The organism is Acinetobacter sp. T63 (genome assembly GCF_053852345.1).
The window spans coordinates 1,428,841-1,447,669 of the sequence record NZ_CM132659.1 but is presented as its reverse complement, the minus strand read 5'-3'; the positions used below and the strand labels follow the sequence as shown (position 1 = coordinate 1,447,669).

Below are 18,829 nucleotides of genomic sequence, written 5' to 3'. Positions count from 1 at the left end.
TATTCCTTTAATGACCACTTAAATCACTTCAAACTCAATACGACGGTTCTTTTTACGACCCTCAGCTGTTGAGTTGTCTGCCACAGGTTTGTTGGCGCCTAAACCTTCCACACTCAAACTATCTGCAGGAATATTTTTGCCAATCAAATAATCTTTTACCGCCTGTGCACGCTCTTTACTTAAGATCAGGTTTTTATTGGCATCACCAGAGCTATCAGTATGGCCAATAATTTTCACCTGCTTGCCACCAACCTTATTTAAGGCAATCGCCATTTCATCAAGAATTTTTGTCCTAGATGCGGCCAAAACCGCACTGCCAGATTCAAATTCAATAATCCGGTTTTTCAAGGCATCATCAATAATTTTCTGTTCGGCCTGATTTACAGATAACTGTGCATTAAAACGATATGGCGCCTGTACCAAGCCCTGAAAAGCATTTGTGGTTGGCTGGATATCATTTTGATTGGACATTTTTCCATTTAAATCAATTTGCGTACCGCGTACCGACAATTGACCCTGCTTCACTTTTTTTAGGTCTGGCGTGATCATTCGTGTGACCGATTCGCTCCAGCCATTGGGTGCAGCAACCGATTTAACCTGAATTTTATCAATGACTTGGTCCGCACCATACACACTGTGCATTTTAGTCAGGATGGCCTGTTTGCTGGCTTCATTCGGGACCACGCCTTCAACTACAATCGGCTGTGCACATACCCAGCTACTAACACTGAACAAGAGTACAGACAGCCATTGTTTTTTATATGTATTTAATTGATTTTTAATCATTTTATCCATCTATAAAAGTCTGTCTAAAGAGCTTGATTCCCTGGCTTAAGCTAAGCTGGCGTTCACATAAAGCCTGTTCCAACGCCGCCAAACCTGCATTTTGCTCCAGATACGGATCAATCCAGCTGGCATTGACCAATGAGACCCAATGTGAACTGTCCAGGTTTTGGGTGAAAATTTCGCTTAAAGCCTGAATATCTGCGCCATGAAAGCCAAAAATCAGCAAGGGTTTGTCATAATGCAGTAAACCGACCAGCAATTCTGTGTTCTGATTGGCGACAAAACGGCTAATCAGACTGACCCAAAATGCTGCAATTTCATAGCAATAGGCATGATTATTAATCGGCAAAATCAGCACTTTATTTAATTTACTGGTGCCTTGATGGATCACCGGTTGCAGCAATTGGCATATTCAGCAATGGTGGATTCTGATTGCCGGATTTTTTCTGTTTTCCAGTATCCTTCTGTTTGCCTTTACCCGCCCGATTAGCGCCACCAAAATTGAAGCCGACTACTTAAGAGAAGTCGATCCTCAAGTTTATGCCCTGCTTGAAGGTGAAATGCTGTCGCCACCACCTGAAGTAGAAGAAGCACTGGTTGAAGCCGCCGCGGTTGAGGCCATGCAACTGGAAAATCAGTAGGCGGCTGTGCCAGCTGATCAGCATAGTTATGATCCGGCAGTAGAAGATTTACATGCTCACTCTCATGTCAATCCATCAATTGTCAGCGCTGATCGGAAATGGCACAAGATGAATCCACGTTATAAACAGCGCCTGCTGATGGTGTTTAAAATCATGAAAGAACGCCACGGCTATGAGCTGGTGCTATTGGAGGGTTATCGTAGTCCGGAGCGACAAAACTCGCTGTCCAAAAATAAAAACACCACCCGTGCCCGTGGTTATCAAAGCTATCATCAATTTGGTTTAGCCGCCGATGTGGCCTTTAAACGCAATGGCAAAGTGGTAATTTCCGAGCGTGACCCGTGGGCAATGCGCGGTTATGAACTGTATGGTGAAGTGGCGGAGTCGGTCGGCCTGACCTGGGGTGGCCGCTGGAAATCCATTAAAGATTATGGCCATACCGAATACCGGATGCCAGGCTTAAAGAAAACCCGGGAAATGGCAGAAAAGCTGACCTCGGAAGGTCAGCTGATGGCCAATGCACTCGATTAAAAATAATACCGGGCTTATGCAGATAAAAACAGCTGGATTTTATCGACCACTTCAGCAGTTTTCTCTGCATGCAGCCAATGCCCCGCATTTTCAACAGTTTCAATATTGGCCTGACTAAACTGCTGTTCAATGGCAGCATAGTGTTCCGGTTTAGATAAATACGGAGAGGCGCCGCCACGAATAAATAAACTTGGTGCATCCACCTTGACTGACTGCCAAGATAAAATTTTCGGATAAGATGCATAAAGTGCATCAACATTAAATAACCACTGCCCTTTACTAAACGATTTCATCAGAAACTGAATCACTGCATCTTCACGCAAATACTGCTGCATAATCTGGGTGGCATCCTGGCGTGATTCCACTTGTGCTTTTTTGACAGCAAATAGCGCATCAAACACCTGATCATGATGATTTTCCTGATAGGCAAATGGTGTCATGTCCAGCACCACCAGTTTTTCCACTCGCTCTGGTGCAAGGTCAGCCAGTTGCATGGCAATTTTTCCACCCATGGAATGGCCAATCACGATAAATTTTTGTACCTGAATCGCATCCAAGGTTTCCAGTACATCTTGCGCCATCTCGGTATAGCTCATGCTCTGGCGATGTTCCGATTTTCCGTGGTTACGTACATCAATCTGGATGACTGGATAATGCTCCTGTAACGCACGTGCCAACATACCCAAATTACTCAGGCTGCCAAATAAACCATGAATAAGAACAACCGGAATGTCGGTGCTTGATAGATGTTGTTGTGAAGTCTGGAAATTGAGCAGCATTTTTGATTCCTTGTATGCATCGGTTTTGGCTTTCTCGATATTATAGGATAAGTGTTTTATTAAAATTGTATTTTTGCTTAGGCTATTTTGTATCAGGCCAAAAATATCGGCCAGTTGCACGAAAGCATTGGCCGATCCAGTTTATTTGTTGAAATAATTGAGTGGCAGTTTCAGATAGCGCGTGCCATTGGCTTCCGGTTCAGGGAAATGTCCGGCCACCATATTGATCTGAATGGCAGGCAGAATCAGTTTTGGCATCGATAAACCGGCATCACGGCGATTACGCATTTCTACAAACTCAGCTTTTTGCGTGCCATCGTGAATATGGATATTCTCGGCTTTTTGCTGCTGGATACTGGTTTCGTGTATAAAGACCTCACGCCCTTCAGGCAGATAGTCATGACATAAAAATACCCGTGTCTGTGCTGGCAACTTATACAGTTTTTGCACAGAATCAAACAGTTGCTCTGCACTACCCTTCGGGAAATCGCAGCGTGCAGTACCATAATCCGGCATAAACAAGGTATCGCCGACAAAGACTGCATCACCAATCACATAGCTTAAACAGGCCGGTGTATGCCCTGGTGTTGGAATATTGTAGGCCGTTAATTCACCAATACTGAATTGCTCATGATCATCAAACAGATAATCAAAGGCTTGATGCGCATTCAGATATTTCAAATCCAGATTATAAATACGGCCAAACGTATCCTGCACCACAATAATCTTGTTACTGATGGCAATTTTTCCACCGAGCTTTTCTTTTAAATACTGGGCTGCGGTCAGATGATCTGCATGCACATGGGTTTCTAAAATCCACTCAACGCTTAGGCTATTTTGCTGAATATAGCTAATGATTGCGTCTGCACCTTCAGTCGAGGTAGATGCTGAAGCCGCATCATAATTCAAGACGCTATCAATAATTGCACATTGCTGCGTGGCTGGATCGGTCACTACATAGCTGAATGTATTGGTCTCTTTGTCAAAAAAATGTTGTACAACTGGCGTAGCGGTCATGATTTTTTCCCTAAAAGTCGATGATGGAGATACATGCCATACATCATCGCAGCAATAAAGTACAGCGCCTGATAATAGCCCAAACCAATTAACGTAAAGCTAGGTGCAGGACAAATGCCGGCAATTCCCCAGCCAATCCCAAACAAAGCGCTGCCGATAATCAGTTTAGAATCTAGCTGATTTTGCCGCGGTAACTCAATGGCCTCATGATACACCGTCTTAGGTTCGGCCTGACGTACTGCCTTTTGAAACGGAATAAAAGCCACGGCGATGGCACCCATCATCACAAAAGCCAGACTGGCATCCCAATCGCCGAAAATATCCAGAAAACCTAGTACTTTTTCCGGATTGGACATACCCGAAATCATCAAGCCCAATGAAAATAATCCGCCAAATAGAAACGCCCAGATATTTTTCATTTTAGAATGCTCCTGTGATATGGCGGGTGACATACACTGTCAATACGCCCGTCAGCATAAAGGTCAAGGTCGCTACCATCGAACGTTTGGATAAACGGCTGATTCCACAAATACCATGACCACTGGTACAACCCGAACCTAAACGGGTCCCAAAACCAACCAAAATACCGGCCACCACCATCATGAGTGGACTAGCCTCAAGTTCAATCTGTGGCTGCTGCCAGATTCCATAAATAAACGGCGTAATAAACAATCCCAATAAAAACCACAGCGCCGGTGTTTTAAAGATGGTACTTGGCTGCATCACCTGAGCCAGCAAGCCGCTAATGCCTGCAATCCGTCCATTCACATATAAATAGCCGACCACGGCGGTCCCTAATAAAAGGCCACCTAAAAACGCAATCAGAAAATCATGCATCGCCATACACCCAAAACATTATATGTTTTTATAATATATAAAATACCAATGAATAGCTATCCTTGTTTACAAAGAGCTAATCATCTCCCCTTTCCTTTATTCTGGCTTTTGCGCTGTCATTCGCTGATTAAGGAGAATGTTGCTTAGGCTATTTCTGGATTATAAGAATGAAGCGCTTAAAAAAATAAAGGAAATAAAAAAAGCTTCCAGCGACTAGAGGCTTAGCGCGGCCAGCACATCTCTAAAAATAGGACTTGGATAAAGACTATTTTAGTTTAATAAACCGCCTTACAGGTCGTAAATGGAAAACAGTTTGCTAGAAAAATCATGTGAATTAATTAGCTGATCTTGATAGTTGGGCAAATCCCCCCGAATATATCCTCGGGGAATTTTGTACTTCGGCAGAATATTATGTAGTTTGGCTTTAATTTCTTGGCGTTTTAAAGCTGCTGATCAGAAATAGAGATGAATACCCATCCAAGTGAACTGACTTACTCAAAAGCATTTAAAACTTTCTCTACAAACCACTCTGGCAACACCTGCGCCTCGGAATTTATTTTTAACAGCTCGGCATTTTCAATCTCGGCCAGGAACGATGCGGCTTGACCATCCGTTGAGTTATCAAAAAAGTAGGTTCGATCTGTGGCATCCACCGCCTGCATTAATAAATCCATACTGCGGTAGTAACGCTGTTTAATCTTTTGTTCAGGCACGCCATGCCCGCCCTTCTCTACGCGATACTGCACCCGCGCAATATTAATCAGCGGATCAACCGTGGAAACATAGTACAGATAGGTTTTAAATCCGTGGCGTTTTGCCTCATGTAAAAATTCCACTTTGGAAATATGCGACATCACTGTTTCAAAGGTAAAACTCACCTTTAAACGTAAAAATTCCAGGCGAATATAATCAATAATACGCGCGCATAAATAGGAATCGATTTCTGCAGGATCAAACTGTACGCAGCTTGCACTGATTAACACCGGTGGCTGACGTAATAAAGGCACCCATGTATTTGCCTGCGGTCGTTGTTTTTGTTCTAGAAAGGAAATTAAAGCGGCTGCATTCAATGCCCGATGATAATGGTCCAAATGCAAAACTGCAGAGTGTTTAAGCTGATATTCGAGTTCATCTGCATTTAAATATGCCCCAATATGATGGGGCAACAAATATTCCTTAATGGTACTTTTTCCTGAACCATTCGGACCTGCAAACATCCTGATGCGGGGTTGTGGCATAAATTAGTGAACGGTCTGTAATTTCTTTTTACGTGTCAAGGTTTTTGGAAGATGCTGCGCACTACGATAAGCCGCCGATACATCTTTCATTACGCTTTCCTGACCATTCGGCTGGCGCTGTACCAGTTGCTGATCTTTCACATACACCACAGTTGAAGACGCACATGCCTGCTTAAAAGCATCACGGAATGCGTGAATCGCCAGTTTTGGAATCATATCATCCTCCACCTTGCCTGCTTTCATAATCGTATAAGCTGTCATTGGACAACTCCTGTTCACACTGTGTGTAATGTCTTTATCTTAGCACATCAGGGCTATTTGTCTATTTATACAGCATTTCGCCGATACAAGGTTGTCACAGACTGAATTAGATAGATCTGCCTTATTTAGGCTAAATTAAGATATTTGTCGCTTTTAAGAAAATTTCCCCTTAATTAAAGCAATACTGTTATTTTTTAATTCTAAAATCAAGGCCCTACTCGCCAAATCAGTTTAGGCAATACGTGAACTATCAAATTTTGCCAACCTTGCCTGAACGGCTTTCGTACAGAAAGACACGAAACTGTCTTTTTCAATGAAAGAATTGGTCAATGACTTCCTGAAAATAAATCCAACACTTTTGAATCCACTCTACTCTAATTCTCTTCACAATGACTGTTCATAATCAGGATTGCTCATCTCTTGTTAGCGTCTTAACTTATTCCCATACACCCTCTATCTGAAAGATCAGCCCAACTATTAAGCACATGCTAAACTGATCTAAACAGCACGCTAATGACTAATCGAATTACTATATCCCAAGCATAAAATAAAGATAAATATTTGTAATTCAATAATAAATAAAGATATCAACACGGTAGTTTAAAGCCAGATAAAACAGAATCTATAGCGGCAACCTCTCAGCAGATATATTGAATGGTATAAATTTTAAAACGCGGCCAATTCAATATAGAAATCAGGAGGAGGATAAAAACTCCCCAAATTCAGGGATAGCATTCCGGGGGAAATCCAGAGATAAAACCGGATGCACATGTAGGCCATCTACTTGGGCTTAAACTCATCAAACTATTTTGCGGCAAACCTGTGAATGGTTTTGGTCAATTCTCATTACAATGTAAAAAACCGTCATTTCGTGCAAATTTGGAATCTTTTAACATTGCGAATTGTATGCAAAGTTTGCATGATATAGCCATATTTTGCGACATGCTTTTCACGTAAATTTAAAGAAATTATAAAAAAAATGTGGAATTTCATGCCATAATAAGCAAACTTTGCAGACATCTTGCAAAGACTATTTGCAACTTATTAATTGGAGCAGGCTGGATGAGTTCAACCATTTTGGTTATTCATGGACCGAATTTAAATTTGCTAGGAAAGCGAGAACCTGAGGTTTATGGACACCTTACCCTTGAGGATATAAATCAGCAGCTCATGACACAAGCGCAAAATGCATCATTTTCGCTAGAAACTTTCCAGAGTAACTGGGAAGGTGCCATTGTCGACCGAATTCATCAGGCAGGTCAAGAAGGCGTTCAATTCATCATTATTAATCCTGCAGCCCTGACCCATACCTCAGTCGCAGTACGTGATGCACTTCTTGGCGTTGCCATCCCGTTTATTGAAGTCCATCTGTCTAACGTGCATGCACGTGAAGCATTTAGACATCATTCATATTTGTCCGATAAAGCTGTAGGCGTGATCTGCGGATTGGGTGCAAAAGGCTATGCTGCTGCACTTGACTACGTTATCGAAAAAATTCAACTCACTTCGCAATCTTAATTAGGAATACTGTCTCATGGATATCCGTAAAATCAAGAAACTCATCGACCTGATGATTGAATCTGACTTACAAGCGATTGAAGTTAAAGAAGGCGATCAGGCGATTGCGCTTACTCGTCGCAGTCCAGTAGTAGCGGCAGCAGTTCCAGCAATGCCTGCTCCAGCAGCAGATCTGCCATCAGCACCGAAATCTTCTCCACGTGGCGCAGTTGAAACTTCTCCAATGGTTGGCGTGTTCTATGCAGCACCAAGCCCAGGTGAAGCACCTTTTGTGAAAATCGGTCAAACCGTTTCTGCAGGTGAAACCTTAGGTATTATCGAAGCCATGAAAATCATGAACCCGATTGAAGCAACTCAAAGCGGCGTGATTGAAGAAATTCTAGTTAAAAATGGTGAAGTGATTCAGTTTGGTCAACCACTCTTCCGCTACCGCGCTTAAGACCACGGGGACTCACAATGTTGCAAAAAGTTTTAATTGCAAACCGTGGTGAGATTGCGCTTCGCATCACCCGGGCCTGCAAAACTTTAGGAATCAAAACTGTCGGTATCTATTCCGATGCCGATAAAGACCTGATGCATTTACGTTTCTGTGATGAAGCCGTGTGTATCGGTCCGGGCGCGAGCAGCGACAGTTATCTGAATATTCCTGCGATTATTACCGCAGCGGAAATTACCGGTGCTGATGCCATTCACCCGGGTTATGGTTTCCTGTCTGAAAATGCGGAATTTGCCGAAATTGTAGAAAGCTCAGGCTTTATCTTTATTGGTCCGCGTCCAGAACACATCCGCTTAATGGGGAACAAGGTTTCTGCCATTACTGCCATGCGTAAAGCCGGCGTACCGACTGTACCGGGTTCTGCTCATGCAGTAACACCACAAAATGCCCTGGCTGAAGCCAAAGAAATCGGCTTCCCGCTGATTGTTAAAGCAGCTGCCGGTGGTGGTGGTCGTGGTATGCGTATTGTTGAACGTGTCGATACCCTGCTGGAATCGGTACAAGCGGCGCAGCGTGATGCGGAAATGTGGTTTGGTGATGATACGGTCTATATGGAACGTTTCCTGCAAAAGCCTCGTCACGTTGAAGTGCAAGTACTGGGCGATGGTAACGGCCATGCCATCCATCTGTATGACCGTGACTGCTCTTTACAGCGTCGCCATCAAAAAGTTCTGGAAGAAGCACCAGCACCAAACCTGCCAGAACAAGCACGTGCAGATATTTTAGAAGCCTGTGTCAACGCCTGTAAGATGATGCAGTATCGCGGTGCCGGTACTTTCGAGTTCCTGTTTGAAGATGGCGAGTTTTTCTTTATCGAGATGAACACCCGTGTTCAGGTAGAACACCCGGTAACTGAAATGGTCACAGGTATTGATATTATTGAACAACAACTGCGCGTTGCCGGTGGTTTAGGCCTCGACATTCAGCAGGAAGATGTTCAGGTGAAAGGTCATGCCATTGAATGCCGTATCAATGCGGAAGATCCATCGACCTTCCTGCCATCACCAGGCAAGATTGAAAACTTCTACGCGTCTGGTGGTGCCGGTATCCGCTTAGATTCACATATCTATCCGGGCTATAGCATTCCGCCTTATTACGACTCGATGATCGCTAAACTGATTGCGCATGGTAAAGACCGTAGCACCAGTATTGCGCGCATGCGTCAGGCGCTGGATGAAATGATTTTGACCGGTGTGAAAACCAATATTCCATTACATAAAGATCTGATCTTGCAAGATGAAAACTTCTGCAAACAGGCAATGGATATTCACTACCTGGAAAAGCATTTGTTAAAGCAGCTTGAAGGTGCCAACAAGGAAGCCTAAGCGTTTCCTTGTGAAAATAAAAAAACCGCTGATTTCAGCGGTTTTTTTATGGCTGAATTTCAGCTTTAAGGCAAAACACGGCGCAAAGTGGCAAAGCACTGTTCGGCTTTTTCATTACTACAGAAATGAATAGTATGCGGGTTTTTCCATTGCACAAAATATTGTGAAATCTCCCCGGTCTGATCTTCCTGATAACCGGAACAATCGACCTCATTATTGTCATATTTAATTTGCATGATTAAGGCAGGTAAACTGCTGGCCGGATCTTCTGCCGGCTGATAGTCATAGATGCCAGACGACCATTCCTGACCGCTTTTGATAATGACATCGTTATCACCCCGAAAATTATAATATTCAATACATTTGCGGTTATTTGGAATTTCCATGCCCCACAATCCCACAATTTCAGGACGGGTAATGACACGAACGGTATTGGCATTGACAGGCGCTTTTGCAGCGGTTGCGGCAGCACTATTTGTTGTTGTCGTTTTTGTTTCATTGGCCATCACGGCAGTGCAACATACTAACATTAAACTGGTGAGATAAAGTTTTTTCATACATTGATTCAATGATATAAAGTACCCGCTAACGTTAGCATATTTTTTGCAATAAACTTAGTGCATAAACATAACTCAACAATTTTTTTAAGCCCCAAAATCGCTAATTTTTACTGTTTAAATTTTAATCTCGCCTTGCAACTTTGCGTAAAATCTCTTACAACAGTTTCTGACAATTTATATTTTCAGGATTGAAAATGAAGTTACAAGAATATTTAAAATATGATGGTCTGGGGCTGGCCGAATTAGTGGCAAAAAAAGAAATTCAGGCATCGGAACTGCTGGAACTGGCCGTACAACGCGCCGAACAAAGCAAAAGCCTGAATGCAATTATTATTCCGATGCATGAACATGCCCAGCAACGCGTACAAGGACCATTGTCTGGTCCATTTGCTGGGGTACCCTTTCTGGTCAAAGACCTGTTTCAGGAATATGCGGGCTACCCAACTTCTTATGGCTGTCAAGGCTTAAAAAGAATGGGCTATATTCCCGAAACAAACGCTGAAATTGTCAATCGTTGGGAACAGGCCGGAATTGTGACTTTTGGCCGTACCAACACTCCTGAATTCGGAATCAAAGGCATTACCGAACCGGATGCTTGGGGCAGCTGTAAAAACCCGTGGCATTTAAAACATAATAGTGGAGGCTCATCGGGTGGTTCTGCGGCTGCTGTGGCCGCCGGTATTGTGCCACTGGCCGGTGCCGGCGATGGCGGTGGCTCGATTCGTATTCCTGCCTCTTATTGCGGCTTGTTCGGTTTAAAGCCGAGTCGTGGCCGTACCCCATGGGGACCGTCCATGAGTGAAGCCATGCACGGCGCTGCCATTCAGCATGTGTTGACGCGCAGTGTCCGGGATAGCGCTGCCATGCTTGATGCAACCCACGGCGAAGAACACAGCTCTTTATTTAAGATTCAGCGCCCGGAAGGTCAATATCTGCAGCTGATGCAGCAAGCACCAAAAAAACTGAAAATTGCGTTTAGCACCCGTTCTCCAATTGGCACCGCTGTATCTAAAGATGCTATTCAGGCGATTGAGCACACTGTAAAACTCTTAACCAGCCTTGGGCATGAAGTAATTGAAGATCAGCCGGCTATTGATGGCATGCAACTAGCCAAAGATTTTATTACCACCTGGTTTAGTCAGTTCTCTTATATGCTCAGCCAGATTCGCGCACAGTATCCTTCACGTGATGATGATTTCGAGCTGGACTCACTGGCGCTGGCTGCATTTGGTGCCAAAACCTCTGCGCTGGACTATATTCACAACCTGAATAACTGGGGCGTTTATACCACGCAAATGAACCAGTTCTTTGACCGTTATGATTTATATCTGACCCCAGCCACAGCCTCGGTAGCTCCCCAGAATGGCGAAGTTAAAACGCCAGCCTGGCAAAAACCGGTGTTAAAAGCCTTGTTGAAAGTCGGACAGGCGCATCTGTTAACCCAAGGAAAACTGGTCGATCAGATTGTACGGGAAAACCTGAAATGGGTACCTTTTACCCAGCTGGCCAATATTACCGGCTTACCGGCGATGTCTGTGCCACTGTACTGGAATAAACAGCACTTGCCTTTAGGTTCTCAGTTTATTGCACCTTTTGCTCGTGAAGATGTATTACTACAACTGGCTGCACAACTGGAACAGGCTCAACCCTGGTTCCCGCAATATCAGCACATCAAAATTTAAAGACTTGAATAGCCTGATTCAACAGCCGGTCGGTATGACTGGCTTTTGCTATGCCTGTTTTTGTAGCTGTTTCGGTAAACCAAAGACCAGCAACAAACCCAGTAATGTAGATAAGCCAGCCCAGATAAAGACCGTTTGCCCTGAAAAAATATCCCAATAATAACCGGCCAGAATACTTCCCAATGCCACCCCCATACCCCACATAGTGCTATAGATGGCTTGCCCTCGCCCTTGCTGCCCCAAGCTAAAATTCTGAAAAATCACCCGCATCGCAATCACATGGAATAAGCCAAAACTAAAGGCATGGATGGTCTGGGCAAAAAACTGGGCGATAAAACTGTCAGGTACCAAACCAACAACAATCCAGCGTAAACTGGTCAGCAGCAAACAGGCCATCACCAGCGTTCGCCATGACCAGCGCGACAGGAAAAAGGTTGCATAAGCAAACATGATAATTTCCGCAATCACGCCTACTGACCACAACAAACCAATTATTGAAGTACTAAAACCAGCCTGACTCAGATAATTGCTATAAAAACTGTAAAACGGCGCATGCGAAAATAGCAGAATAAACTCAATGAGGAAAAAACAGGCCACTACAGGCCGTTTTAACACTGGCCACAAAGGCTCCAGCTGTTTTTGGGAACTTGGTGCAGCGCTGGGTTCTTTAATACTAAAAGACCAGATAAATGCCAGAAACGCGATACATAGCAACAATACCGGCAGCATGGAGATTGGAATAATTTCCAGCAAGGCACCGATACCAAATACCGCAACAATAAAACCGACCGATCCCCATTTACGCACCTTGCCATACAGCTGTTCACGTTGATCGCCCAGCCAGAATAAAGTCACCCCTTCAAACTGGGCCAAAATGGCATTCTGGAAAAAGCTAAAAATTAGCATCAACAACGCGACTGACTGAAAACTATTCGGAATGATAAACAGCATGAACCAGATACAGGCTTCCATCCAGGTGGCAATACGCACCAGCAACATGCGTTTACCGGATTTATCGGCAATCCATCCCCAAATAAAAGGGGCAAAAAAACGGGTGATAATTGCAATGGAAGACAGAATCCCGATTTCCTGATAATTGAAGCCCTGATCTTCCAGATACAGGCTCCAAAATGGCATAAATGTGCCAACAATGGCGTAGTAGAAAAAGTAGAATCCACTTAGTTTGTGTCGAATTGGAATAGGTTGCATTAGCTTGCATATCCTTGCATTTTCAATAACTTAAAATATTCAAAGGTTGCATAGCATTGCATAAGTTTATCCTTGATTGCAGTTCAACTGTCTACAAATCAGTCTACAAACTTTAAAAAAATATTTTTCCTAATTTTTTGTAGACCGCAGCATAAGACACAGATATTCTTAATTTTATGATTAAATTTGATGAAAAGCACGTTGCATTAAGTGAGGTGATGGATTGATGGGGTTCTTAGGTGGTTTATGTCGCACTTCAAGTGTTACTCTGCCTACTATCAATTCTCCGTTTTTTCCTCTTTATTTTCTTCCCTTGCATCCTCTTTAATCTTATTAGTTACAGTTAGTTTTTTAACTTCTGTTGTCTCAACAGTTTCTGACGGTTTTTTATTAGGCTCTACACTTGGTGGCGTGGCAGCAACCATTTTAGTGGTAGTTTCATTAGGCTTTGTTGCATAAATATGTAAGCATCTGATTTAAATAAATTTAATTTTGGATCAAAAAATAATCAAAACTTTTAAAATCATATAGTTATGAAATCTTTGTGCAACAAAGCCAGTTATATTTATCATTTATATGAAAATATCAATTAAAAATAATCTAATTAGTTCCTTGGTTGATAACAATAAATTGATAATTTAACAACAACTACTTTGCAGATTTTTCTCAGTCAATCTTGTTAAACTAAGTATAAATTGCTTGACGCAAATTCCGAATCCGCTCTTTCAGCTTAATCATGATGCCGTCAATCGTTAGCATCTCTGCCCGCGTCAATCCCGATCTACTGAGATTCTGATACTTGGATAGCTCAGCACTGCAAAATTCTAAGTCTTGTTTAGCTTGTACTTTGTCTGTCATGGGTACCACCAATAAGAAAAGAAAACCCCGCCAATAGCTAGTATGTGGCAGGGCTTTATGTGCCGTAATCCGTCCGGCAAATGTAATTATTTGTTAATGCAACATTAACAATAATGCTTTAAATTTCTATCAACTATTAATTTATTGTGATGAAAGTCATGAAATACACTTTTTTACTGATATTCTCCGTATTATTACTTACTGGAGGTGTCATTGGTTTTGGGCTTGGGATTTATACAAAGGATTCATTTTTCATGGCAATTGGAGCATTGTTAGTTGTGGCCTCAATCTTAACTTACATTGAATCAAAAAAAGCAAGACGTGATCCATTCCTATGAGTGGGCCTACTTAACTTCTTTCAAACAATCACGACATACTTTGATCTCTTCATCATCAATCGTGTAATCGATCTCAGTCGCACCATGCAGGCCGAATAAGCAGAATAGGAAGTTAAACATATTCTTTTCCCTTAAAAAAAGCCCGCTTAGCCTGGGTGGGCTAAACGGGCTGTAGTTACATCATCTCTTTTTGTTGTGAAGTTCTAAGAATGAACACAAGATACCAGCTACTCACCATAAGTAAGTATAAGAAATATATGCAGAATGTTTTAGCGTGTAATAATTAAGTTATATTTATTAATAACTTGATCATCATTTATTCAAAAAGATCACTTAATAATCAATCTTGCTTATCTGGCACGCCATGTAGGATTCGAGCCTACAACCATTGGTATAGAACACCCATGCTCTATCCAATTGAGCTAATGGCGCAAGGAATGACGGCATTCAATTTAAACCACTACGATTAAAGGGAATCCGCCATTAGGCGCCCCGATATTGCTTTCACGGACATTTCTCGGGGCAACAAAAAAGCCCACCATTTGGCGAGCCTTTAATAACTTGGTCTCGGTTGAACCGTAATACGACCAGTATATAAAAACTATAGCTTAGTTATCACAAGAATGATAGACCTATGCATTCATTTCTTTGTAAGTATTTTTTTTATACTTTTCAATGGCTTTGTTGCACAAAGCTGTTCTTAAGGACTCCTTCGGCAATATAATTTCCAAATGAAGAAGCCTACACACAAAATCTACCGCACAACCAATTGGCCCGCATATAACCGAGCTCTCATTAATCGTGGGAATATTGCCATTTGGTTCGATCCAAAAACACAATGGTATGCAGAACCTCAAGGCAAACAAGGTCGAAGTCAAACCTACTCCGACATAGCGATTCAATGCTGTTTGATGATCAAATCTCTATTTAGACTCACTTTACGCATGGTCACTGGCTTTGTTCAGAGCCTCATTAAACTTTGTAGATTAGATTGGACAGCGCCAGATTATTCGACTATTTGTAGAAGACAAAAGCATATTGATATTGCGATAAGCTATCAGAAAAGTCGTGATGGTCTCCACCTACTCGTCGACTCTACTGGCTTGAAGTTTTTAGGTGAAGGTGAATGGAAACGTAAGAAACATCAGCCTGAATATCGTCGCCAATGGCGTAAACTTCATATTGGTAGAGATGCTGAAACGCTGCAAATACGGGCCGTTCAGCTCACGACAAACAATGTCAGTGATTCACAAGTACTCGAAGATTTACTTGATCAAATTCCACTTGATGAGCAGATTGATTCTGTCTATACAGATGGTGCTTATGACACGAAACACTGCAGAAAAGTCATTTCAGATCGACAGGCACATGCGGTGATTCCGCCAAGAAAAAATGCGAAGCCCTGGAAAGACAAAAAGCTGAGATCTTTAGAAAGAAATGAATTGTTGAAAACGGTGAAATGCCTAGGAAGAGCAATTTGGAAAAAGTGGTCTGGGTATCATCGCCGAAGCTTGGTAGAAACCAAGATGCATTGCATCAAATTATTGGGAGATAAACTCAGTGCACGGAGTTTTCAAAGCCAGGTGAATGAGATTCATGCACGTGTGGCAGTATTAAATAAATTTATAGAATTAGGCCGAGCTCATACCCAAGTTGTCACTTAAATTTAAACAACTTAGGAAAGCTCTATCTTTAAAATCTTTATGCAACAAAGCCAATCTAATCTACAAAGTTTAATGAGGCTCTGAACAAAGCCAGTGACCATGCGTAAAGTGAGTCTAAATAGAGATTTGATCATCAAACAGCATTGAATCGCTATGTCGGAGTAGGTTTGACTTCGACCTTGTTTGCCTTGAGGTTCTGCATACCATTGTGTTTTTGGATCGAACCAAATGGCAATATTCCCACGATTAATGAGAGCTCGGTTATATGCGGGCCAATTGGTTGTGCGGTAGATTTTGTGTGTAGGCTTCTTCATTTGAAAATTATATTGCTGAAGAAGCCGTCTATGCTAGGTTTGTGCAACAAAGTCAATAAAAACCACCCGAAGGTGGTTTTTATTTTTAAAAGAGCACGACTCTGTTTTGCCCTAATAAGTAAATCAGACAGGTGATAATACATGAAGCACTCACCAGAACCGTAATATCTAAAGACCGTCGTGTATTCACTTTCATATCCATACTCCTTTCTTATTATTGTTCTGTTCTTATACCAAGAAATAGTGATATGACCAATTGCATTATATTACAAAAGCTCACCTATTTATAATATACATCCCCTACATGTATATAAATCCAGAATACTTGGTAATTTATATTAATTTTCTATCACTAAAATTAGCAAAAAATAACATTTACTTTTTTTATCTATTTAAAAATACGGATTATTCTTTTTCCACAAAACTTAATTCATACTCATCTTGGGTCACTTTTAGCTTGATTCCACGATAACGGCGCTTGTCCGGATCGAGTGCAGAATCTCGGACTTCCTTGGAAAAACGCATATCATGCATAAAATGCGCATACAATTTATAGCCCAAACGTAGTTTTTTCGGTTTCTTGCCCTCTTTTAGGCACTTATCAATGGCCTGATTTAAAAACTCCAAGCTGACATCGTTCATCTGCTTTAACCTCACTTTAACCTTTATTCATTAGTTTTAAATATAAGTAGCAAAAGTTTCATTTTTAAGAATATAGAAAAAATAATATATATATAATATAAAAAATATCAGTTATTTAGCTTTGCTCGATTTTTACCATTGTTTAAAATATTTTAATAAATTACATTTCTATTAAAATCCAGGCAAAAAAAGAGTCCATACGAGGGATGTATGGACTCAAACTCATAAAGAGAAAAGTCAAGAGAAAATAAGAATTTACAGCGCATATTTCCTGATTAAAATTGTCCTATTTTCCTGGATTTCCAGCATTGGCAAAAGCTTCCATTTTTTATTTTTTTTTAAACGATAAGTCATATTTTTCAAAGTAATTTCAAAACGTTACTTGTCACATTTTATTGACTAAGGTGCTGGCGTTAGCTGATATCCCAAGCCTTGCGCCGCACCCAGTTGTGTGGCCGAAATGGTAAAGATGGCAGTCTGGCCGGTACTGGCACCACACACGGTAATATGTACCAGACCATCATGCCCGAGTGCTTCATTATAAACTTCTATCCCGGCCTGCTGCAGTTGCTCTTTCAGCTGCTGTAAACGCACTTTGGGATCATCCCCCTCACACTGCTTTAAACCTAAGGACTTGGTCACATCTACCTGTTGTGCTGGTGTAGAAGGTACGCTTTGACATGCCATCAGCGTACAACTGGCAAACATGCCAAATAATAAACCGATCTTCATCTTGCATCTCCTTGATCAAACTGCTGCGAGCTCTGCGCTATACTGATGCTTCCTGCCCTGCAACACGTTTGATTTAACTATGAGAAATTAGGAGCTGATGGATAAACATCCCCCAGACTTAGCGCTGTACGGCGGTATCCTGTTTATCTCTTGGATGTTGTGGATGCGGATTCTTTTTATTTGGAATCACTTGTGAATCGGTCTTGGGCTGAGGTTGCTGTTGCTGGGTCTTTTCATTCGAGTTTTTTTCTGGTTTAGCCATCATCGACTCCTGTCTTTATTGTTGTGTTGAACTATTTTTATTGTTCATGATTTAAGACAGCCGCGCTGTATGGCTTTGGTCAATATTTCAGCTTTCTTGTTAATTCAGGCTTTGTTCTTGCAACAGTTTTTAAAAATAAGGTAGATAAAAAAAGCCGCCCGCAGGCGACTTTCAGTGTTATGCCACAGTCACGACTTTGACAATAATACGTTGTAGGTTTTCTGGCTCTGCTGCATTCTGGACGCGTTTCAGTTCTTTACTAATCACTTTAAACTGATGGTTCTGATAAGAAATTACTTCAGGAATCTGGTCAAAATATAAAGCATCGGCCTGTAATTCTTCCTGGAAAAGTAAGGTTCCTAACTGGTAGTCGAGGTCTTTTAAGACCATATATTTCACAATCGTTTTCATTGTATTAACCTACTTTCACTAAGCACTTTATTTTTAGTTTTACCATTCTTTTGCAGCAGAATAAACCGATAATTTCGAGTTTCGCCTAACTGCTATACAATTGAAACCGGAACGCGCGATCTTTAGTGCTAAATGCCTGAATCCGCAACAAGATTGAGGCTGATCTCGCTTAAAATCGCTTGGAAAAGAAGAAGAAATGGAGATTCATCATGCTGAAACGCTGCTGTGATGCGCTGGAACAACAGCAACTGACCATTGCCTTTATTGAAAGTGCCAGTTCAGGCTATTTATGCAGCCAGTTTTCAATTTATAAAAATAGCGGCGCAGATATTTTACTCGGGGCGCTGGTCAGCTATGACCCGAGCATTAAAGCCAACCTGTTACAGATTGATCCGGCACTGATCGCGCATTACACGGCGGAGTCTGCAGAAATTACCGCGCAGATGGCCTTGCATGGCCAGGCTCTGTTTAAACAGGCCAATATTGTGGTGGCCTGTACCGGCTTGCTAAAACCCGGTGGCAGCGCCTCTGCAGAGAAACCCGAAGGCACTTTTTATATTGCCATTCACTATCAGCAGCAATTGCATAATTTTCATTATCTGCTGGATGGTAGCCCGATTGAACGGCTGGATCAGCTGACCCAATTGGTGGCACAGGAAGTATTGGCGCTTATTTTATCTTCACCCGCCTAGATACACTGTTTCTCATCTTTTCTCCATGATTTTAGC

General features: G+C 42.0%; 20 protein-coding genes, 1 tRNA gene and 3 pseudogenes. 7 read left to right on the top strand and 17 right to left on the bottom strand.

Annotated elements, in window-relative coordinates; genetic code table 11:
* Positions 1 to 18: 18 nt before the first annotated feature.
* Together ACVLR6_RS07075 and ACVLR6_RS07070 are read right to left on the bottom strand one after the other, a co-directional pair.
* Positions 19 to 786 (bottom strand): OmpA family protein, encoded by a 768-nt coding sequence (locus tag ACVLR6_RS07075; RefSeq protein WP_168395221.1) that lies wholly within the window; start codon positions 784 to 786, stop codon positions 19 to 21.
* A 1-nt stretch (position 787) separates the two neighbouring features.
* Positions 788 to 1,189: pseudogene (locus ACVLR6_RS07070) on the bottom strand (type VI secretion system-associated protein TagF); the annotation flags it as partial.
* On the opposite strand from ACVLR6_RS07070, the pseudogene ACVLR6_RS07065 reads away from it, so the two are divergent.
* A pseudogene (locus tag ACVLR6_RS07065) lies at positions 1,185 to 1,958 on the top strand (M15 family metallopeptidase); the annotation flags it as partial. The pseudogenes ACVLR6_RS07070 and ACVLR6_RS07065 sit on opposite strands and share 5 nt — an antisense overlap.
* 14 nt (positions 1,959 to 1,972) lie before the next feature.
* Here ACVLR6_RS07065 and ACVLR6_RS07060 read toward each other — a convergent pair.
* The 6 genes from ACVLR6_RS07060 to ACVLR6_RS07035 form a co-directional block, all read right to left on the bottom strand.
* Positions 1,973 to 2,737, bottom strand: a complete 765-nt coding sequence (locus ACVLR6_RS07060) for an alpha/beta fold hydrolase (protein WP_168395223.1) — start codon at positions 2,735 to 2,737, stop codon at positions 1,973 to 1,975.
* A 141-nt stretch (positions 2,738 to 2,878) separates the two neighbouring features.
* A complete protein-coding gene (locus ACVLR6_RS07055) occupies positions 2,879 to 3,754 on the bottom strand; it encodes an MBL fold metallo-hydrolase (protein WP_005177784.1) in 876 nt (291 codons plus the stop codon).
* Positions 3,751 to 4,173: a DUF6691 family protein gene (locus ACVLR6_RS07050; RefSeq protein WP_005177782.1), complete on the bottom strand. Its 423-nt coding sequence runs from the start codon at positions 4,171 to 4,173 to the stop codon at positions 3,751 to 3,753. Before ACVLR6_RS07050 ends, ACVLR6_RS07055 begins: the two co-directional genes overlap by 4 nt.
* 1 nt (position 4,174) lies before the next feature.
* A complete protein-coding gene (locus tag ACVLR6_RS07045) occupies positions 4,175 to 4,591 on the bottom strand; it encodes a YeeE/YedE family protein (RefSeq protein WP_168395227.1) in 417 nt (138 codons plus the stop codon).
* Between the two features lie 491 nt (positions 4,592 to 5,082).
* A complete protein-coding gene (locus ACVLR6_RS07040; RefSeq protein ID WP_455996117.1) occupies positions 5,083 to 5,829 on the bottom strand; it encodes a zeta toxin in 747 nt (248 codons plus the stop codon).
* 3 nt (positions 5,830 to 5,832) lie between these two features.
* Positions 5,833 to 6,090, bottom strand: coding sequence for a hypothetical protein (locus ACVLR6_RS07035; RefSeq protein WP_005177774.1), 258 nt, complete (start codon positions 6,088 to 6,090; stop codon positions 5,833 to 5,835).
* 1,062 nt (positions 6,091 to 7,152) lie between these two features.
* Here ACVLR6_RS07035 and aroQ point away from each other — a divergent pair.
* From aroQ to accC, 3 genes are read left to right on the top strand one after another with little or no spacing between them, the layout of a single operon-like run.
* Complete coding sequence (gene aroQ, locus ACVLR6_RS07030; protein WP_005177772.1) at positions 7,153 to 7,608, top strand: type II 3-dehydroquinate dehydratase; 456 nt, start codon at positions 7,153 to 7,155, stop codon at positions 7,606 to 7,608.
* A 16-nt stretch (positions 7,609 to 7,624) separates the two neighbouring features.
* Positions 7,625 to 8,047 carry an acetyl-CoA carboxylase biotin carboxyl carrier protein gene (gene accB / locus ACVLR6_RS07025; RefSeq protein WP_005177770.1) on the top strand — a complete coding sequence of 141 codons (423 nt, stop codon included), beginning with the start codon at positions 7,625 to 7,627 and terminating at the stop codon, positions 8,045 to 8,047.
* 17 nt (positions 8,048 to 8,064) lie between these two features.
* Positions 8,065 to 9,429, top strand: coding sequence for an acetyl-CoA carboxylase biotin carboxylase subunit (gene accC, locus ACVLR6_RS07020; protein WP_005177767.1), 1,365 nt, complete (start codon positions 8,065 to 8,067; stop codon positions 9,427 to 9,429).
* A gap of 65 nt (positions 9,430 to 9,494) precedes the next feature.
* Here accC and ACVLR6_RS07015 read toward each other — a convergent pair whose 3' ends face one another.
* A complete protein-coding gene (locus ACVLR6_RS07015) occupies positions 9,495 to 9,986 on the bottom strand; it encodes a hypothetical protein (RefSeq protein WP_034597534.1) in 492 nt (163 codons plus the stop codon).
* Between the two features lie 197 nt (positions 9,987 to 10,183).
* Here ACVLR6_RS07015 and ACVLR6_RS07010 point away from each other — a divergent pair, with 197 nt between their 5' ends.
* On the top strand, positions 10,184 to 11,671 hold the full coding sequence (locus ACVLR6_RS07010; RefSeq protein WP_016658162.1) for an amidase: 1,488 nt from the start codon (positions 10,184 to 10,186) through the stop codon (positions 11,669 to 11,671).
* Positions 11,672 to 11,719: 48 nt separating this feature from the next.
* Here ACVLR6_RS07010 and ACVLR6_RS07005 read toward each other — a convergent pair whose 3' ends face one another.
* The 3 genes from ACVLR6_RS07005 to ACVLR6_RS06995 form a co-directional block, all read right to left on the bottom strand.
* Positions 11,720 to 12,880 carry an MFS transporter gene (locus tag ACVLR6_RS07005; RefSeq protein WP_168397630.1) on the bottom strand — a complete coding sequence of 387 codons (1,161 nt, stop codon included), beginning with the start codon at positions 12,878 to 12,880 and terminating at the stop codon, positions 11,720 to 11,722.
* Positions 12,881 to 13,158: 278 nt separating this feature from the next.
* The gene (locus ACVLR6_RS07000; RefSeq protein ID WP_411687313.1) at positions 13,159 to 13,305 is read right to left on the bottom strand and encodes a hypothetical protein; all 147 of its coding nucleotides are present in this window, start codon (positions 13,303 to 13,305) and stop codon (positions 13,159 to 13,161) included.
* 1,126 nt (positions 13,306 to 14,431) lie between these two features.
* Positions 14,432 to 14,508 (bottom strand) — tRNA-Arg (locus ACVLR6_RS06995).
* A 299-nt stretch (positions 14,509 to 14,807) separates the two neighbouring features.
* Here ACVLR6_RS06995 and ACVLR6_RS06990 point away from each other — a divergent pair.
* Positions 14,808 to 15,740 (top strand): IS5 family transposase, encoded by a 933-nt coding sequence (locus tag ACVLR6_RS06990; protein WP_419876762.1) that lies wholly within the window; start codon positions 14,808 to 14,810, stop codon positions 15,738 to 15,740.
* A 50-nt stretch (positions 15,741 to 15,790) separates the two neighbouring features.
* Here the strand turns inward: ACVLR6_RS06990 and ACVLR6_RS06985 are convergent.
* The 5 genes and pseudogenes from ACVLR6_RS06985 to ACVLR6_RS06965 all read right to left on the bottom strand — a co-directional run.
* Positions 15,791 to 16,054: pseudogene (locus tag ACVLR6_RS06985) on the bottom strand (transposase); the annotation flags it as partial.
* A gap of 405 nt (positions 16,055 to 16,459) precedes the next feature.
* On the bottom strand, positions 16,460 to 16,696 hold the full coding sequence (locus tag ACVLR6_RS06980; RefSeq protein ID WP_005177751.1) for a hypothetical protein: 237 nt from the start codon (positions 16,694 to 16,696) through the stop codon (positions 16,460 to 16,462).
* A 399-nt stretch (positions 16,697 to 17,095) separates the two neighbouring features.
* Positions 17,096 to 17,428, bottom strand: coding sequence for a hypothetical protein (locus ACVLR6_RS06975; RefSeq protein ID WP_160241333.1), 333 nt, complete (start codon positions 17,426 to 17,428; stop codon positions 17,096 to 17,098).
* 118 nt (positions 17,429 to 17,546) lie between these two features.
* Positions 17,547 to 17,690 carry a hypothetical protein gene (locus ACVLR6_RS06970; protein ID WP_168395233.1) on the bottom strand — a complete coding sequence of 48 codons (144 nt, stop codon included), beginning with the start codon at positions 17,688 to 17,690 and terminating at the stop codon, positions 17,547 to 17,549.
* Between the two features lie 177 nt (positions 17,691 to 17,867).
* The gene (locus ACVLR6_RS06965; protein WP_005177745.1) at positions 17,868 to 18,101 is read right to left on the bottom strand and encodes a hypothetical protein; all 234 of its coding nucleotides are present in this window, start codon (positions 18,099 to 18,101) and stop codon (positions 17,868 to 17,870) included.
* A 209-nt stretch (positions 18,102 to 18,310) separates the two neighbouring features.
* On the opposite strand from ACVLR6_RS06965, the gene ACVLR6_RS06960 reads away from it, so the two are divergent.
* Entirely contained in the window at positions 18,311 to 18,793 is a 483-nt protein-coding gene (locus ACVLR6_RS06960) for a CinA family protein (RefSeq protein ID WP_005177742.1), read from the top strand.
* The last annotated feature ends 36 nt before the right edge of the window (positions 18,794 to 18,829 follow it).

Bases quoted from the DNA above. Each gene is read 5' to 3' on its own strand.
- ACVLR6_RS07075 (WP_168395221.1), bottom strand. From the start codon at position 786: ATGATTAAAAATCAATTAAATACATATAAAAAACAATGGCTGTCTGTA.
- ACVLR6_RS07060 (WP_168395223.1), bottom strand. From the start codon at position 2,737: ATGCTGCTCAATTTCCAGACTTCACAACAACATCTATCAAGCACCGAC.
- ACVLR6_RS07055 (WP_005177784.1), bottom strand. From the start codon at position 3,754: ATGACCGCTACGCCAGTTGTACAACATTTTTTTGACAAAGAGACCAAT.
- ACVLR6_RS07050 (WP_005177782.1), bottom strand. From the start codon at position 4,173: ATGAAAAATATCTGGGCGTTTCTATTTGGCGGATTATTTTCATTGGGC.
- ACVLR6_RS07045 (WP_168395227.1), bottom strand. From the start codon at position 4,591: ATGCATGATTTTCTGATTGCGTTTTTAGGTGGCCTTTTATTAGGGACC.
- ACVLR6_RS07040 (WP_455996117.1), bottom strand. From the start codon at position 5,829: ATGCCACAACCCCGCATCAGGATGTTTGCAGGTCCGAATGGTTCAGGA.
- ACVLR6_RS07035 (WP_005177774.1), bottom strand. From the start codon at position 6,090: ATGACAGCTTATACGATTATGAAAGCAGGCAAGGTGGAGGATGATATG.
- aroQ (WP_005177772.1), top strand. From the start codon at position 7,153: ATGAGTTCAACCATTTTGGTTATTCATGGACCGAATTTAAATTTGCTA.
- accB (WP_005177770.1), top strand. From the start codon at position 7,625: ATGGATATCCGTAAAATCAAGAAACTCATCGACCTGATGATTGAATCT.
- accC (WP_005177767.1), top strand. From the start codon at position 8,065: ATGTTGCAAAAAGTTTTAATTGCAAACCGTGGTGAGATTGCGCTTCGC.
- ACVLR6_RS07015 (WP_034597534.1), bottom strand. From the start codon at position 9,986: ATGAAAAAACTTTATCTCACCAGTTTAATGTTAGTATGTTGCACTGCC.
- ACVLR6_RS07010 (WP_016658162.1), top strand. From the start codon at position 10,184: ATGAAGTTACAAGAATATTTAAAATATGATGGTCTGGGGCTGGCCGAA.
- ACVLR6_RS07005 (WP_168397630.1), bottom strand. From the start codon at position 12,880: ATGCAACCTATTCCAATTCGACACAAACTAAGTGGATTCTACTTTTTC.
- ACVLR6_RS07000 (WP_411687313.1), bottom strand. From the start codon at position 13,305: ATGGTTGCTGCCACGCCACCAAGTGTAGAGCCTAATAAAAAACCGTCA.
- ACVLR6_RS06990 (WP_419876762.1), top strand. From the start codon at position 14,808: ATGAAGAAGCCTACACACAAAATCTACCGCACAACCAATTGGCCCGCA.
- ACVLR6_RS06980 (WP_005177751.1), bottom strand. From the start codon at position 16,696: ATGAACGATGTCAGCTTGGAGTTTTTAAATCAGGCCATTGATAAGTGC.
- ACVLR6_RS06975 (WP_160241333.1), bottom strand. From the start codon at position 17,428: ATGAAGATCGGTTTATTATTTGGCATGTTTGCCAGTTGTACGCTGATG.
- ACVLR6_RS06970 (WP_168395233.1), bottom strand. From the start codon at position 17,690: ATGGCTAAACCAGAAAAAAACTCGAATGAAAAGACCCAGCAACAGCAA.
- ACVLR6_RS06965 (WP_005177745.1), bottom strand. From the start codon at position 18,101: ATGAAAACGATTGTGAAATATATGGTCTTAAAAGACCTCGACTACCAG.
- ACVLR6_RS06960 (WP_005177742.1), top strand. From the start codon at position 18,311: ATGCTGAAACGCTGCTGTGATGCGCTGGAACAACAGCAACTGACCATT.